The 13,957-nt window shown below is 49.6% G+C and carries 14 protein-coding genes; 3 read left to right on the top strand and 11 right to left on the bottom strand.

Annotated features, from left to right (window positions below; all coding sequences use genetic code 11):
• Positions 1-20 precede the first annotated feature (20 nt).
• The 4 genes from G9409_RS05100 to G9409_RS05085 form a co-directional block, all read right to left on the bottom strand.
• Positions 21-491 carry an aminoacyl-tRNA deacylase gene (locus tag G9409_RS05100; RefSeq protein ID WP_166807735.1) on the bottom strand — a complete coding sequence of 157 codons (471 nt, stop codon included), beginning with the start codon at positions 489-491 and terminating at the stop codon, positions 21-23.
• 228 nt (positions 492-719) lie between these two features.
• Positions 720-1,268 (bottom strand): outer membrane protein, encoded by a 549-nt coding sequence (locus G9409_RS05095; protein WP_166807734.1) that lies wholly within the window; start codon positions 1,266-1,268, stop codon positions 720-722.
• A gap of 80 nt (positions 1,269-1,348) precedes the next feature.
• Positions 1,349-2,119, bottom strand: coding sequence for a patatin-like phospholipase family protein (locus tag G9409_RS05090; protein WP_166807733.1), 771 nt, complete (start codon positions 2,117-2,119; stop codon positions 1,349-1,351).
• Positions 2,120-2,183: 64 nt separating this feature from the next.
• Positions 2,184-3,560 carry an aldehyde dehydrogenase family protein gene (locus G9409_RS05085; protein WP_166807732.1) on the bottom strand — a complete coding sequence of 459 codons (1,377 nt, stop codon included), beginning with the start codon at positions 3,558-3,560 and terminating at the stop codon, positions 2,184-2,186.
• Positions 3,561-3,754: 194 nt separating this feature from the next.
• Between G9409_RS05085 and G9409_RS05080 the strand changes: the two genes are divergently transcribed.
• The 3 genes from G9409_RS05080 (at position 3,755) to G9409_RS05070 (ending at position 7,959) form a co-directional block, all read left to right on the top strand.
• A complete protein-coding gene (locus G9409_RS05080) occupies positions 3,755-4,510 on the top strand; it encodes a TerC family protein (RefSeq protein WP_166807731.1) in 756 nt (251 codons plus the stop codon).
• 152 nt (positions 4,511-4,662) lie between these two features.
• On the top strand, positions 4,663-7,086 hold the full coding sequence (locus G9409_RS05075) for a Lon protease family protein (RefSeq protein ID WP_166807730.1): 2,424 nt from the start codon (positions 4,663-4,665) through the stop codon (positions 7,084-7,086).
• A gap of 18 nt (positions 7,087-7,104) precedes the next feature.
• Positions 7,105-7,959, top strand: coding sequence for a universal stress protein (locus tag G9409_RS05070; protein WP_166807729.1), 855 nt, complete (start codon positions 7,105-7,107; stop codon positions 7,957-7,959).
• Between the two features lie 6 nt (positions 7,960-7,965).
• On the opposite strand, the gene G9409_RS05065 is transcribed toward G9409_RS05070, so the two are convergent.
• The 7 genes from G9409_RS05065 to G9409_RS05035 form a co-directional block, all read right to left on the bottom strand.
• Complete coding sequence (locus tag G9409_RS05065; RefSeq protein ID WP_166807728.1) at positions 7,966-8,766, bottom strand: TrmH family RNA methyltransferase; 801 nt, start codon at positions 8,764-8,766, stop codon at positions 7,966-7,968.
• Positions 8,763-9,572, bottom strand: coding sequence for a hypothetical protein (locus G9409_RS05060; protein ID WP_166807727.1), 810 nt, complete (start codon positions 9,570-9,572; stop codon positions 8,763-8,765). Before G9409_RS05060 ends, G9409_RS05065 begins: the two co-directional genes overlap by 4 nt.
• 122 nt (positions 9,573-9,694) lie before the next feature.
• A complete protein-coding gene (locus G9409_RS05055; RefSeq protein WP_166807726.1) occupies positions 9,695-10,891 on the bottom strand; it encodes a tetratricopeptide repeat protein in 1,197 nt (398 codons plus the stop codon).
• Positions 10,892-11,220: 329 nt separating this feature from the next.
• Positions 11,221-12,054 carry a caspase family protein gene (locus G9409_RS05050; protein ID WP_166807725.1) on the bottom strand — a complete coding sequence of 278 codons (834 nt, stop codon included), beginning with the start codon at positions 12,052-12,054 and terminating at the stop codon, positions 11,221-11,223.
• A 446-nt stretch (positions 12,055-12,500) separates the two neighbouring features.
• The gene (locus tag G9409_RS05045; protein ID WP_166807724.1) at positions 12,501-12,872 is read right to left on the bottom strand and encodes a hypothetical protein; all 372 of its coding nucleotides are present in this window, start codon (positions 12,870-12,872) and stop codon (positions 12,501-12,503) included.
• A gap of 399 nt (positions 12,873-13,271) precedes the next feature.
• On the bottom strand, positions 13,272-13,460 hold the full coding sequence (locus G9409_RS05040; RefSeq protein WP_166807723.1) for a hypothetical protein: 189 nt from the start codon (positions 13,458-13,460) through the stop codon (positions 13,272-13,274).
• Between the two features lie 278 nt (positions 13,461-13,738).
• Entirely contained in the window at positions 13,739-13,948 is a 210-nt protein-coding gene (locus tag G9409_RS05035; RefSeq protein ID WP_208019667.1) for a hypothetical protein, read from the bottom strand.
• Positions 13,949-13,957: the final 9 nt, after the last annotated feature.

The raw sequence follows: 13,957 nt of genomic DNA, 5'->3' as shown, positions 1-13,957 counted from the left end.
ATCCAGTTTGACCGCTCCATTCACTTCACATCGAGAGCAAGCCGTGCAACTTCAGGATGAACCAGCCGTTTGTAATCTTCATAGGAGAGCCGCAAAAGCTCATTATGTGACCCGGCATTGAATGCGATTTCATCATCATCCTCAAGTTCTTCTGCAACATAAACATCCATGCCATAGAGATTGCCAAAGGGCGGCATAGCTCCAATTTCGCATTCGGGAAACAGGCCGGCAAACTCCCGCTCTCCTGCGAGCTCAACATCCCGCGTTCCTGTCACTTCCCGTAAACGCTCGAAATCAAGCTGACGTGAAGCAGGCAGAACCACCATAGCCATAGTGCCGTTTATACTGACTATGACCGTTTTGGCAAGCTCTTTTCCCGGAACATGAGCCGCCGCTGCAATTTCCTGTGCTGTATACGCCGGAGAGTGGCTGAGCACAAAATACCGGACTGCATGACTGTCAAGGAACTCCCTTAATTTGCGGATAGGCATTGCAACCTCACTTTTTTTAGCGGTTCACTACAAAACACCGGTAAAAGCCGGATTTGCGTACTGCTCCAGACGGTCGGTCCTTCGACTCTCTAAAAAAAATCTTATCCTCAAACTATCCCGGGCATACTGAAGTTCCTGCCACGGTAGAGACGTTGTACTCCTGAAAAAATCCATTCAAATTCAGTAAAATGCTCAGTCAGGCGACAGGACACCCGAAGCCGGCTCTTTTCAGAGTCCGATTCTCAAACCAACCGATACATTATGACTGCCGATACCATAACGGCTGTTTCCGGTAAGCTGTGGATCGGAAGCTGAAAAATACCGGTACCTGGCATCAACGTTAACCAGAGGCGAAACACTGAATCCTGCTCCGGCACCTACCTGCCAGGCAAACACACTGTCGCTGACCGTCTTGCCTGCTCCGTTATCATCATTGAACTCTGCCACACCAAGACCGGCAGTTACAAACGGTTTTACCTGCGCGAGCGGCAGCTCAAGATCATAATAGCCATTGGCCATATAGGTCGTCATGGAGATATCCGCAACAGAATTTTTGAGCGCATTTTTCTGATACCCGAGCTCAGCTTCAAGACGGTATCTGCCTCGGTCAAGACCCGCTGCACCGGCAAGAGCATAACCGGAATCATAGGATCTGTCAATAGAGCTCAGCATGGCAAGCCCGCCGGAAAAACTCGCATAGGGCATGGCAGCTTCGGCACTCCGGCCTGAAGCTGCAAGTGAAAGTACTCCAAGCACTATGCCATAAAATCTCTTCATCACTAATGGTTCTCCGTTACAACGTTAAAGAAACATGGACTTTTAGCGGTAAGGTAACACTTTACAGAGAGCTTGCCAAGCTATGGAGCTACCGGCCTACCCCCAACCCATCCGCTCAAGGCTGGCAGAGCAGCAGTGTAACCCGCCTCCATGAGATCCTTTACCTGGCTGAAATCAAGAAGGCTGTATCCCGAAAGATCCGGTTGAATCGATAAATCCGCTTCTGCAATCTGTATGGCAGTTGTGTTGATGATGGTACTGTAGAAGGCATTGAGCAGCAGATCAATGATGTTATCGGGCTTTTTATAGCAATGGAAAGCAAGCAGATCAATGCAGATAACCGATTCAGCGCCGCCTTCGATCAGCGGAGAAACCGGAACATTTTCCATAAGAACCCCATCGACAAGCAACTTCCCTTGATAATCTACAGGCTTGAAAACACCCGGAATACAACTGCTTGCCATTACGGCCTGAGCCACATCGCCTTCGGTAAAAACAAATTTCCGGCCCGCTCCGATATCTGTAGCTACAATGGCAAGCGGAATCAGGGCATCTCTGATATCCCGTTTTCCAAGCAGCTCAGTGACCATCGTGCCGAATTTTTTGTTGGACAGAAGTCCGAACTGAGAAAGAGCCAGACCCGAAAGGTCAAGCCAGTTGATCTCAAGGGCGATATCACGTATCTCTTCCCAGCTTTTTCCGAAAGCGTAGAGTGCCGCGATAAATGCTCCTATACTGGTACCGCTGACCATGGAGAGTTGAATGTCGAGTTCATTTACAGCCCTGAGTACTCCGACATGGGCGGCACCGAGCACCGCTCCACCACCAAGCGCAAGCGCTGTTTTTTTCATAATTTTCTCATCAAAACCGGTTTTAATGTTCAAAAGAGCACTCTGATTATCCTGCCACCGCTCCCTACTGGAAGTGGGTAACAAGCATTTTAAGCAACCGGAACTTCAACCTGCCGTAGGGCGGGTAGCGCAGAGCGGGATCAGGGTAGAGTGAGCGCTCCAGAATACTCCGCTGAAAAGAGAAGGTGTCAAAGCCTGCCCTGCCGTGATAAGCACCAAATCCGCTGCTGCCGAGACCGCCGAAAGGAAGATGGTGCATGCTCGCCTGAAAGAGCAGATCATTAATACAGACTCCGCCCGACCTGGAGTGCAGCAACACCCTCTCCTGCACGCTCTTGACTGAAGAAAACAGATAGAGTGCAAGCGGTGCTTTTTCTCGCCGGATGCAGCTCATTGCTTCTTCCATACCGGTATAGGCAATAACCGGCAGAAGAGGACCGAAAATCTCCGACTGCATGAGCGCGGAATCCATAGAGGCTCCCTGCAAAATAGTCGGAGGGATGTAACGCTCACTATGATCGGTGAAAACTCCTGCAGATGGCACCGAACCTGCAAGCAGCTTTTCAAGCCTTAAAAAATTATATGCATTTCCGATACGGGGGAAATCCGGACTTGAACGGGGATCATCACCGTAAAAATCGGCAAGCGCCTCATGCATATGCCTGATCAGCTCAGCCTCACTCTGTTGCTCGACCAGAACATAATCCGGTGCAATACAGGTCTGGCCGGCATTTAAAAACTTTGCCCACACAATACGCCGTGCAGCTACCCGGAGATCGCCCGATCCATCCACAATACAAGGGCATTTCCCGCCAAGTTCCAGCGTCAGGGGCGTCAGATGTTTCGCCGCAGCATGCATGACCTCCCTGCCGGTCATCCGGCTTCCGGTATAAAAAATATAGTCAAACCGCTCTTCCAGCAGGGCACGGGACTCTTCAACACCACCCTCAACAACACAAATCGCACTCCGGTCAAGATAATCTCCAAGCCCTGACGCAATAACCGCTGATGTATGCGGCGCATGTTCCGAAGGCTTCACGACCGCACAGTTACCCGCAGCAATTGCGCTGATGAGCGGAGCAAGCGTAAGGTTCAGGGGATAGTTCCATGCGCCGATGATCAGCACAACGCCATATGGTTCACGGCAGTAATAACCTGTTGCCGGCTGATAGATGAGCGGAACAGCAACCCGTTGAGGCTTCATCCATGATTTCAGATGCTTCAAGGCAAAGCGGATTTCACTCCGGAGGTATCCCGTTTCAGTCAAAAAAGTCTCTGCCGCTGATTTTCTGAAATCTGCATGGAGTGCCGAGGCTATCTCTTTTTCCCGTTCAACAAGAAACGTTTCAAGCGCCAGCAGTTGTGACCGCCTCCATGAAAAATAGCGGGTGGTGCCCCCCTCAAAGGTGGTACGCAATACCGAAGGAACAGAATCCCCCATAACAGATTGTGATAACCAGGTTCAACCCCTGCTTTCAGAAAAAGCGTCATGCCGGGGCTGTAGAAAACAATGTAATGAAATCAGAGAAATCAGCCCGACTCTCGCACACACTGTTTGCCGGATGGAATCCTGTTCGGTACATTACGGTTTCATACAAACATGACACAACCGCCTGCAACACTTATTACGCAACTATGGAATGGATCACCCAGCCGGAAGCATGGATCGCCCTTGCAACCCTTACGGCGCTTGAAATTGTTCTCGGTATTGACAACATTATCTTTATTTCGATTATAGTCGGACGGCTGCCGAAAAACCAGCAGCAGAAGGGAAGACTTATCGGCCTTGGTCTGGCCATGTTGACCAGAATAGCTCTGCTGCTCTCAATCACCTGGGTTATGGGGCTCACTGCCGGCCTTTTCAGCGTTCTTGAGCACCATGTTACCGGCAGAGACCTTATTCTGATCGGCGGCGGTCTCTTTCTGCTGGCAAAAAGCACCCAGGAGATCCACCAGAGCCTTGAGGGATCGGAAGAGGAGAAAAAACGCACTTCAGCCGGCAGCTTTGCCGTCACCATGCTTCAGATAGCCGTCATCGACATTGTTTTTTCGCTTGACTCCGTCATCACTGCGGTCGGTCTTGCCAAAGATGTGGAGGTGATGATCATCGCCATCATGATCTCGATCGGCATTATGATGGTTGCCTCAAAATCCATCAGTGATTTTGTCGAAGAGCACCCGACCATCAAAATGCTCGCCCTGAGTTTTCTTATTCTTGTCGGCGTCACCCTGCTTGCCGAGGGTGCCGGTTTTGAGATACCAAAGGGGTACATCTATTTTGCCATGGCCTTTTCCGTTTCGGTTGAAATGCTCAACATCCGTCTCCGCAAAAAACCCGCAACACCGGTACATCTGCATCCGACCATGAATATTGACGGGGAGAACGCTTAAAAGGCGTGCTATGGTTAGAACAGTTGCCCGTATCTAAAAAGGGGCTGAATTGCAGTAGTTGAAACCTTCGCAAACGTTATAACGGTTGCGGAGGTTTTGTATTTTAAAAAGGAATGCCGCGACCAGGATCAACCCAAACAGGAGCGATCACGATGTCTCTTCCCGAAAAGCTCTCTCCGGAAAAACTTTACAAAACCTGTAACCCCGGAGAATTCAGCTTCCGCAATACGGCCGATCTTGACGGCCCGATAAAAGCCACCGGCCAGGAGCGGGCCTTTGAGGCCATAGCCTTCAGCATGGGTATAAAGCATGACGGCTTCAATTTGTTTGCCCTCGGACCAAACGGCACCGGAAAACAGACTGCAATCATGCAATTTCTTGCAACGATTGCCCCTCTCGCACCGGTACCATCCGACTGGTGCTATGTCAACAACTTTAAGCAGCCGAGACACCCCGGGGCATTGAAACTTCCGCCTGGAAAAGCCGCCACACTTTCCCGTGATATGGAACACCTTGTCGAGGCACTCTTAACCGTTATACCCTCTGCATTCAGCAGTGAAGAGTATCAGGTTCAGGAAAAGAATATCCGCGAAAAATTTCAGGAACATCAGTCCGAAGCCTTTGAAGATCTCGAAAAAAAAGCTGCTGAACAGCATATTGCACTGATAAGAACTCCCGCAGGATTCGCCTTTGCGCCCGAAAAGAACGGAGAGGTACTCAAGCCCGAAGAGTTTATGACTCTCAACAAAAAGGAGCGGGAGGCAATAGAGAAGGAGATCACAAACCTGAAATCGGCCATGCAGCTCATTATGGTCCAGATCCCGAAATGGCAGAGGGAAACACAGGAAAAAATCAATGAGCTCAACCGCAACATTGCCAATTTTGCGGTCAAACCCCTGATGGCTGAACTCAAAAACAGCTATGCCTCACTCAGCGAGGTTATCGAATATTTTGAGACGCTGGAAAACGACATCATTGAAAACTTCGATCAGTTCCTTGAAAAAGAGCCCGATCCAAGAGAGATGCTGCTCGGGCTCTCTACCGGAAAATTTCAGCAGAAAGGCGCCCTGCTCAACCGTTACCGGATCAACGTCATAGTTGACAACAGCAAGAGAGAGGGTACTCCGGTCGTTTACGAAGACAAACCCGCCTGCCAGAATCTGGTCGGGGACATTGAACACATCTCGCAGATGGGCACCCTTCTCACCGACTTTACGCTGATCAAACCGGGTGCCCTGCATCGGGCAAACGGGGGCTACCTGCTGATTGATGCAAGAAGACTGCTGCTTGAGCCTCTGGCCTATGAAGCGCTGAAAAAAGCCCTGAGAACACGCCAGATTCGCATTGAATCACTGGCCCAGCTCTACAGCCTTGTCAGCACGGTATCGCTTGAACCGGAACCTATTCCGCTCGATATCAAGGTTATTCTTATCGGAGAGCGACAGCTCTACTATCTGCTCAACGTCTACGATCCTGACTTCAGTGAACTATTCAAAGTCGCCGCAGATTTTGAAGATGAGCTCCCCTTTGACGGTGACGGAAAGCTTGCCTACGCCCGCATTATCAGCGCCATCGCCAAAACGGACAAACTCCGTCATTTTGACCGTGGTGCGGTGGCAAGAGTGATTGAGCACGGCAGCAGGATTACCGGCGACTCCACAAAACTGAGTGCGCACCTGCAGAGCATCAGCGATCTGGTCCGGGAAGCAGACTACTATGCCGCATCGGCCAAAAGAAAGCTCGTGAAAGCAGCCGATGTTCAGAAGGCGATTGACGCAAGAGTGCTGCGCTCTTCCAGAATCCAGGAAAAGATCAGGGAGGCAACCCTGAAAAACTCTATCCTTATCGATACGGAGTCGGAAAAAGTCGGCCAGATCAATGGACTGGCTATCTACTCACCCGGAGGTCAGAGCTTCGGACACCCCGGAAGAATAACGGCAAGAGTCCGGCTCGGTAAGGGAGAGGTTATTGATATTGAACGGGAAGTAGAGATGGGCGGACCGATCCACTCAAAAGGAGTCCTGATCCTCTCAGGCTTTCTCGGGGCAAGATTCGCCATCGATCAGCCGCTCTCACTCTCCGCATCCCTTGTGTTCGAGCAGTCATACAGCGGAGTGGATGGCGACAGTGCATCGTCAGCCGAGCTGTATGCACTGCTTTCGGCCCTCTCGGGAGTACCCATCCGGCAGTGGTTTGCGGTAACCGGATCGGTAAACCAGTTCGGTCAGGTTCAGGCAATCGGCGGAGTCAACGAAAAAATTGAAGGGTTTTTCGATCTCTGCAACGCAAGAGGACTGAGTGGAAAACAGGGTGTACTGATACCAGCTTCAAATGTTGACAACCTCATGCTCCGAAGCGATGTGGTCAATGCAGCAAAAAAAGGGCGTTTCTCCATCTATCCGGTGACCCATATTGATGAAGGCATCGAGTTGCTGACCGGCGTTCCGGCTGGCGTATTGGATAAATCCGGAAACTACCCCCCCGGTACCGTCAATGGCATGGTTGTAGCGAAGCTGAAGGAGATGGCAGAAAAAATCAGAAAATTCACAGCATCGTCAAGTGAAGACGAAGATTAACCATGCACAGGAACAACAATGAAACTCCTGATACCATCGAAAGAGCATACTATACGCTTCCGCCATATCACCGTAGCCCTCGACTGTTCGGCGCACAGCAACGCATCGCTCAACGCCGCAGCAGAACTTGCCCGTCTGATGCAGGCGGATCTTACCGGTATTTTTGTCGAAGATATCAATCTGTTCCGGATGGCCGATCTACCCTTCAGCCATGAAATCCGCATGTACACGGCCGAACCGGAAAAAATCGACACCGTTCAGCTGGAGCGTTCAGTAAAACTACAGGCAAGAGAGGCTGAGAGTTCCCTGCAGCGTGTCGCAGGAGAGTGCAACGTGGAGTACTCATTCAGGGTTTGCCGGGGAGTGGTGCCCGCAGAGGTAATCGCCGCTGCGCCTGATGAGGATCTCCTTGTGCTTGGCCGCAGCGGACGTTCGCCCTCATGCCGCAAAGGGCTGGGTTCAACAGCAAGAAGAGCCCTTGCCGAGGGGAAAAAGCCACTCCTGCTCATGAGGCCCGGCTTCTCGGCAAGCGAAGGATCTCTGCTCGTACTCTATGACGGATCGGAAGGGGCTCATCTCGCACTCTCGACAGCAATCAGCCTTAAAAACCCCGGCAACACGCTCCATCTGCTTCTGCTCGCAGAGAGCTATGAAGAGAGCCTTGAAATGGAGAGGGCACTCAAACAAGAGAGAGTACTCACCAATACTGCTGTGGAGTACCATCATCTGCCGCTCAAAAACGGAAAAACAGTTGTGCGCTACATCCGCATGGCAGCTTCCGGACTGCTCATCCTCAGCGACCGGATGAAGCTCCCAAAGGAGAGCGTGCATGAGCTGGTCCGTGAAATTGACTATCCGGTTCTGCTCGTTTGATATACATTAATCAAGCAGCATCCGCTCTATTAATATGGCCGCGGAGACCGAAGCGTTAAGCGATTCAACCCGCGCCTTTTTTCCTGCATGCGGTATCCGTACAAGCCTGTCGGAAAGTGCCTGAACCTGCTCACTCACCCCGTTGGCTTCATTGCCGATAACCAGCACCTGTTTTTCAGGCCGGGCGCTGAACTCCCTGAAATCCTTTCCCTCAAGCGAAGCGGAAATAATACAATAACCAAGCGCCTTAAGCCGATTGAGTTCATCGGCCACATGTTCAACCCTGTAATGAGGTATGGCATAAATGCTTCCGGCTGAAGAACGAACGGTTTTTGCGTTGTACCGGTCAACGGTTCCTCCACTGCAGATCACGCCGTCAGCTCCGAACCAGACCGCTGTTCTGAGTATGGTTCCCACATTGCCGGGATCCTGAACATCATCAAGCACAACAATAAAGGAGGCTCCCTTTTTTCCTTCACCGAAGGGCTCCGGATCGGGCAGCTGTCGAAAAACACCGAACACACCCTGAGGAGTTGTGGTCTGGGCAAGTTGTGAACACTCTCTGTCACTTATCGAAAAAACTTTCCCCCGGAAGACTTGAGTAAATTCAATATCATCCGGCTGCGTTTCACGAATCAGAAGGGCAACAAGCATCTCTTCATCCGGAAGGTTCCGGCAGAGTTCGGTGACGGTGCGAAGCCCTTCTGCAAGAAAAAGCCCCTCCCGCTCCCGCTGTTTTTTCTGATGGAGTCTTGTATATTTGCGCAGTTTTTCCTTGCTGAGCGGCTCCCGTTCCTGCCGCTTCATGCGTTCGTACCCGGTTTTTTCAGCTTTGAAAAAACCGCCTTGGGGTCATGCGAAAAATCCGATGGCATCGTGCCGGTTCGCTTTGAAAGGGCTTCACTGTCAAGCTCAACACAAAAGCCGTCATCGCCTTCACTCTCTGTACTGCTCATGCTTCGCTGGATATAGAGATCAAAACTCTCGCTGTCAAGCGAAAAACCGTCGATGACACACTCTTTTTCACCAATACTGCCGGTTTCATCCCGGTTTTTGAGGCACTCCGCTTCAGCCATCTCACTGATCCGCTGAATCACCTCCTCTCTTGAAAAACCCTCACCCCTGCCAAAACCGGCTTTGGCCAACTGCCTCCTGAATGCTGCATCATCAAGCTGCTCCAGCGCCCGGAGAAGGGTTCCGAAACCGCCATACATCCGGGCAACCTCCCTGATCATCCCGTCAAGTGAATCAACATTGAGCGATGGATTTTTGGGGTCGCTTCCAACAGGCACCGGAGCCTCAGCTCTCACCTTTGCACTCCGCGAAACAGGCTCACCCATAAACTCATCGTCAACCGAGTAATCCTTCAGACGATCCTGCATGACTCCGGCACTTTTCTGCCGCAAACGGCGCATTGAAACAGACTCAATCTCCGGCCGCTCCCGTAACAGAAGCTTTGCAACAATCACAATACCCGTCAGCGCAACCGCAACGATAAACGTGAACAGTATCAGCTCAAGCCGGAAGCCATAAAGCGTTACAACCAGTAGCTCGGCAGCAATGAGTCCGGCAAAAAGAAAAAGCAGAAGTTTCAGAAAAAATCGTTCCTCCATATCATTCAATACCCTCGAATTATACCGTTAAAAGCTTTAAAAGAAAGAAGAACCGGAACCGGTAACACTACAAATCCCTGCCGGTTCTGACCATTCAGTAAATGTACATGTTATTTTTTCAATCAAGTCTGAAGGCAGGGGTATTTTTCGATCCATGCCTTCAAAAACCGATCCTGTTCCTTTTTTCTGACAGCATATTCATTCTGCCCTATATGAAAGTTTCCGGCTCTTTTGGTTTCAGGAAGACGGACAGAACCCGGCATATCAAAAAATCGATCATGAACAAAACATGATTGACGAACATAACTCCAGACAGAGTCCCGCAAAAACCACTGGTCAATGTTGGGTGTTTCAACCGCTCTGGAGGTGTAGCCATCAGCCAAAGCCGAGAGTGATGGCAGAACTCCTGCCACACCACCCCACATACCCGCCAGCATCAAATCCGTATGCGTCCACCAGTCTCTCATGACATGGAACCATTTATCGGAATTCAGCCATTCTTGAACGGCTCCGGCTTCACGCATACCAATAACCGAATCCACATCGCGAACCATAAAGTAGCCAACAGAAGGATCATCTGCCACGGCAAACCGCCAGCACAGTCTGGTTTTAAAATCAGCGTAGGAAGGTTTTATAACAACCTTCCCGTTCAGTATCTGCAGCAGCTCAAGAAATGGTTGCGGCACGGAATTATCAACATAAAACCGAAGCTCCCAGTCAGGATAAAACTCTGGTGCCAGAAGCAGATTACGGAGTGCTCCGCGTAAATATCTATGGTTGGTTCCCCACAGGGAGAAGGCAATAACACTCTTTTTATCATCTTTCGAGGCAAACGTTTGAGGTTTCCCCTTCGGAAGTGACCAGTTTTCAGGCAGGGATTGCGCGGCACGATCCTTGAGCTCAAGCGATTTTGTTCCTGCTCGACGGGCACTGGTGAATTGACCAAGATTAGCGTATGCATTTGCCAGAATATCGTAAGCAAGGCTGTTGGCCGGATCTTTTTTTATTACCTCTTTAGCACGTTTGACGGCATCCTCGCTCTTCCCTGAACGGGAGTGACAAACCGCAGTATTGAGTAAAACCTGTAAATTAGACGGGGTGCGGGCTCGCTGCTGCTCAAGAATCGTTGCGGCTGACTGATAATCATTGACAAGAAAAAAATAATAGGCCAGCTGTAACACCAGATCAACCGGCTTTTCCTCCGACTGAATGGCATTGATTTCGCCGATGGTTTCCTGAATAGCTTCAGCACGGTTATTGCCTAACCATTTTTGATGTGCGGATGCATTCCATCCGGAAGGAATAGTGGTAGTTGCCATATCGGGAATATTTCTTTGTAATACTGCGTAACCCTTTTGTGGACATACCCGGCACTTCGGGGTCCGGCTCACCTTAAACTCAAAGGGCAGTTCAGCAAATTTACAAGATATCGTTCAAATAGCAGGCGTCAAACTACAGATCAGCCTCACCATGTCCATATTCTCCCTGAAGCAGCGTCGAAGCAAAAGGAATTTTGCCATAAGATGATCGCCTCAATGACAAAGAGAGCTCCATTTTTCTTTATCCTGATAAAAACATAAAAGGGGAGAGGCTGCGCGTCAGTGGCCTCTCCCCTTTTGTTAAAAAAAGCTATGCAGGCAAAGCGTCTTCACCCAGGCTTCAACTGGCGCTTGGTGGCCTCACACTCAAGTTGCGGAATCTGGTTGTATTTTCCTTTCTTCAGGTCTGCACGAATTTTGACCAGAAGATCTGCACGCGAAAGAGAGTTCTTGCAGGCATACATCTGCTTGCAGAAATAGTAGGTGAATGCGCCATGCCAGCCCCCGGCAATATTGGCATCGGCACTTGTCTGGTCGGCACGGCAGGCTGCCCAGAGGATGTTATGAACCATACCTTTTTCAAGCAATCCGTGACGGAGTCCGCGAGATTTCTTGGTGTCCACCTCAAGGAATGCTTTAAGAGAAGGCGGCGGAAGATAGCGCGGAGTTCGGTCAAGCAGCATGTCAATCGCTTTCAGACCGGTACCGCTGTGGCAGGTATCGAGATAGACTTCCAGAAGCACCGTTGAAGGCAGTTGAATGAAAAGATCACGCAATTCATCATCAAGGATAATGTGATTCTTGTCCCACTGGCTGCCTGACTGGGCAAGGTCATAAGTGCAGAACGCCTCATCAGCCCGATCCGGTTCGTCACCACTCAGATCCGGCACCTGTGTGCCATGACTGGAGAGGCTGAAGAGCAGATAGGTATACTTCCCAGCATTTGCTCCATCCACCATCTCTTTAAGACTGTTGATAATGGCAGCTTTGGTTGCCTGGGCATCCGTCAGCACCGTGATATCGCCTTTTTTAAAACCAAGCAGTTTCTGCAAAAGCGCTGACATCTCGTTGGCGTCATTCACACAGCCCTGCAACGCAGCACTTGGAAAGTTCTTGAATTGATTGATTCCTACACACAACGCCTTTTTTTTCGAAGCGGCCATAGCTATCCTCCTTTATGGTGAGCTGACATGATGAAAAAAGAGACCCGGCAACCAGCAGGTCGAGCCATTTTAACAATACATGATTACTGAAAAACCGTTTGACTCGATTTCAACAAGTTTCTGCTGCTATAAAGAGGGTCGTAACTGATTTCGCGTGAGAAATGCAGAAGTTTTGAGGAGTGAAGGCTGATAGCTCACCACATCAAAACACCGGTTTGCGATATCAGTTGTAATATAGAGTGCCTGTTAACGAAATCAAATGCAGTATGCCGATCTGTCTTATAATGGGTGATAGCCCATACAAATAATAGAAGGTCTCTCGTTCATCAGACTGTTCGTTCTGCTCCAGCAAAGCATTGTGGTAAAAACACTTCCGGGTTAAAAGGCTTGACCCGGAGATTCAAAGTGCATTATTCAACGAATCTCCGGGTCACTGCCGGGGAATGTCAAGCCGTTTTCCAGTCAAAACCAACTACTTTTCCATTAAGCTCATCCGGCACGAAATAATAGTGATCAGTTGGGGTATGAATCCCCAGGAACTTGGCCTTCCAAAACACAAAATGAGCTGAATCGGTAAATTTACTGATCGCAAGCTTTATTGTTTTTGGGCCATGGTCTGCATCCTGGGTTTCAACCAAACCAATACTTTGGTCATAACCACCGGAAATGGTGTCCACTGCTTTCCACCAGGTGACTGCCTGAGCGGTACTGAGACTGATAGTGATATAGCCGACCTCTCCGGCACCGTAGGTCAAGGCAACGTCATCACCATCAACTTTGATCGTAGTGTTTTTGTGGGGCAGAGCAAAGATTGCCATGGTAGTGTCCTTCTTTTTTTATTAATTATTTTACTAAAAAACAACATGTTACAGATTAATTCGCGTTTTCTGCGAATCAATGCGTTATATGCTGTTTAACCTCATTATTTCACAACAGATAAATTTACATCTATTATCACAAAATAAAACACTCCATACGCATCATTTTCACTTCTTATAGAAACAAAAAAGGGAAACCCCTTCCTTGAAAAGGGGAGGTTTACGGCTAATGAATCGAGACATATTGCGAGACAAAAAAACCGATCAAAATACGTTACGCTTGTGTGTATTTTGTGTCAAGCCGGAAGGCTGGATGAAGCGGCTTCTGAGGTTGCACACGAATATTATGCCCAGGCGACGGATGGAGGGCATCCGCCGCTCTGCTTCATGACGATGGATTCACTTTACATTTTCTTTGGTTCCGCTGCTTGATACGGCGAGCATGATGCCAATACCAACTGCTATGATGACCCCGATAGCTGTCCAGACAGTCCCGACAGTCTCAAGAACATCCAGTTGCCAGAGTGCAGCAAGCACTCCGCCCATCAAAATCACATAACCAACAAGGTAAATACCTGTCCATTTCATAACCATCCTCCCATTGAGTTTATCATGAATTCACTCCTCTACATCTGCACCCGTTCGCGTTATCGTACAAACTGTCACATACATCATGAGTTCTAAACCATCCGCGCCTCCTGAGAGTTCAGCATGGCAGCAGAGTGCGCTATCAGCAAAACTCCGTTGCCGTTTATTGGTCAAGGTAAAGGTCAGGATTTAAAGTCCGGTTGAGACGGTGGGAGAGGAAACACATTCAAAAAAAGTGCCGGTATGCAGGGATATCTCTGGCGGGATGATGTGAGTTGTTATGTATTCAGCTTTTTCAGCAGCCAGGCCATATTCTGCCCGAGAACCTGCATGGTGTGCAAACCATCACTGTCTTCCGATACCTCCCCTTTGTCGAATCCGATACCGGTATTCCAGTAGCAGGAGCCCGGCACAACCATCTCCTCAATCAGGAAGAAATCCGTAATGGCATTATAAACATTGAGCGCTCCCTCACGACTGGACGACACAACAGCCGC

It is taken from the genome of Candidatus Chlorobium masyuteum (assembly GCF_011601315.1).
In the GTDB taxonomy this organism is placed as follows: domain Bacteria; phylum Bacteroidota; class Chlorobiia; order Chlorobiales; family Chlorobiaceae; genus Chlorobium; species Chlorobium masyuteum.
The sequence above is the reverse complement of the archived record's forward strand: the minus strand, read 5'-3'. Positions and strand labels throughout refer to the sequence as shown.

What these genes read in the sequence shown, in the direction of transcription:
- G9409_RS05100 (WP_166807735.1), bottom strand. Translation starts at nt 491, where the DNA reads ATGCCTATCCGCAAATTAAGGGAGTTCCTTGACAGTCATGCAGTCCGG.
- G9409_RS05095 (WP_166807734.1), bottom strand. Translation starts at nt 1,268, where the DNA reads ATGAAGAGATTTTATGGCATAGTGCTTGGAGTACTTTCACTTGCAGCT.
- G9409_RS05090 (WP_166807733.1), bottom strand. Translation starts at nt 2,119, where the DNA reads ATGAAAAAAACAGCGCTTGCGCTTGGTGGTGGAGCGGTGCTCGGTGCC.
- G9409_RS05085 (WP_166807732.1), bottom strand. Translation starts at nt 3,560, where the DNA reads ATGGGGGATTCTGTTCCTTCGGTATTGCGTACCACCTTTGAGGGGGGC.
- G9409_RS05080 (WP_166807731.1), top strand. Translation starts at nt 3,755, where the DNA reads ATGGAATGGATCACCCAGCCGGAAGCATGGATCGCCCTTGCAACCCTT.
- G9409_RS05075 (WP_166807730.1), top strand. Translation starts at nt 4,663, where the DNA reads ATGTCTCTTCCCGAAAAGCTCTCTCCGGAAAAACTTTACAAAACCTGT.
- G9409_RS05070 (WP_166807729.1), top strand. Translation starts at nt 7,105, where the DNA reads ATGAAACTCCTGATACCATCGAAAGAGCATACTATACGCTTCCGCCAT.
- G9409_RS05065 (WP_166807728.1), bottom strand. Translation starts at nt 8,766, where the DNA reads ATGAAGCGGCAGGAACGGGAGCCGCTCAGCAAGGAAAAACTGCGCAAA.
- G9409_RS05060 (WP_166807727.1), bottom strand. Translation starts at nt 9,572, where the DNA reads ATGGAGGAACGATTTTTTCTGAAACTTCTGCTTTTTCTTTTTGCCGGA.
- G9409_RS05055 (WP_166807726.1), bottom strand. Translation starts at nt 10,891, where the DNA reads ATGGCAACTACCACTATTCCTTCCGGATGGAATGCATCCGCACATCAA.
- G9409_RS05050 (WP_166807725.1), bottom strand. Translation starts at nt 12,054, where the DNA reads ATGGCCGCTTCGAAAAAAAAGGCGTTGTGTGTAGGAATCAATCAATTC.
- G9409_RS05045 (WP_166807724.1), bottom strand. Translation starts at nt 12,872, where the DNA reads ATGGCAATCTTTGCTCTGCCCCACAAAAACACTACGATCAAAGTTGAT.
- G9409_RS05040 (WP_166807723.1), bottom strand. Translation starts at nt 13,460, where the DNA reads ATGAAATGGACAGGTATTTACCTTGTTGGTTATGTGATTTTGATGGGC.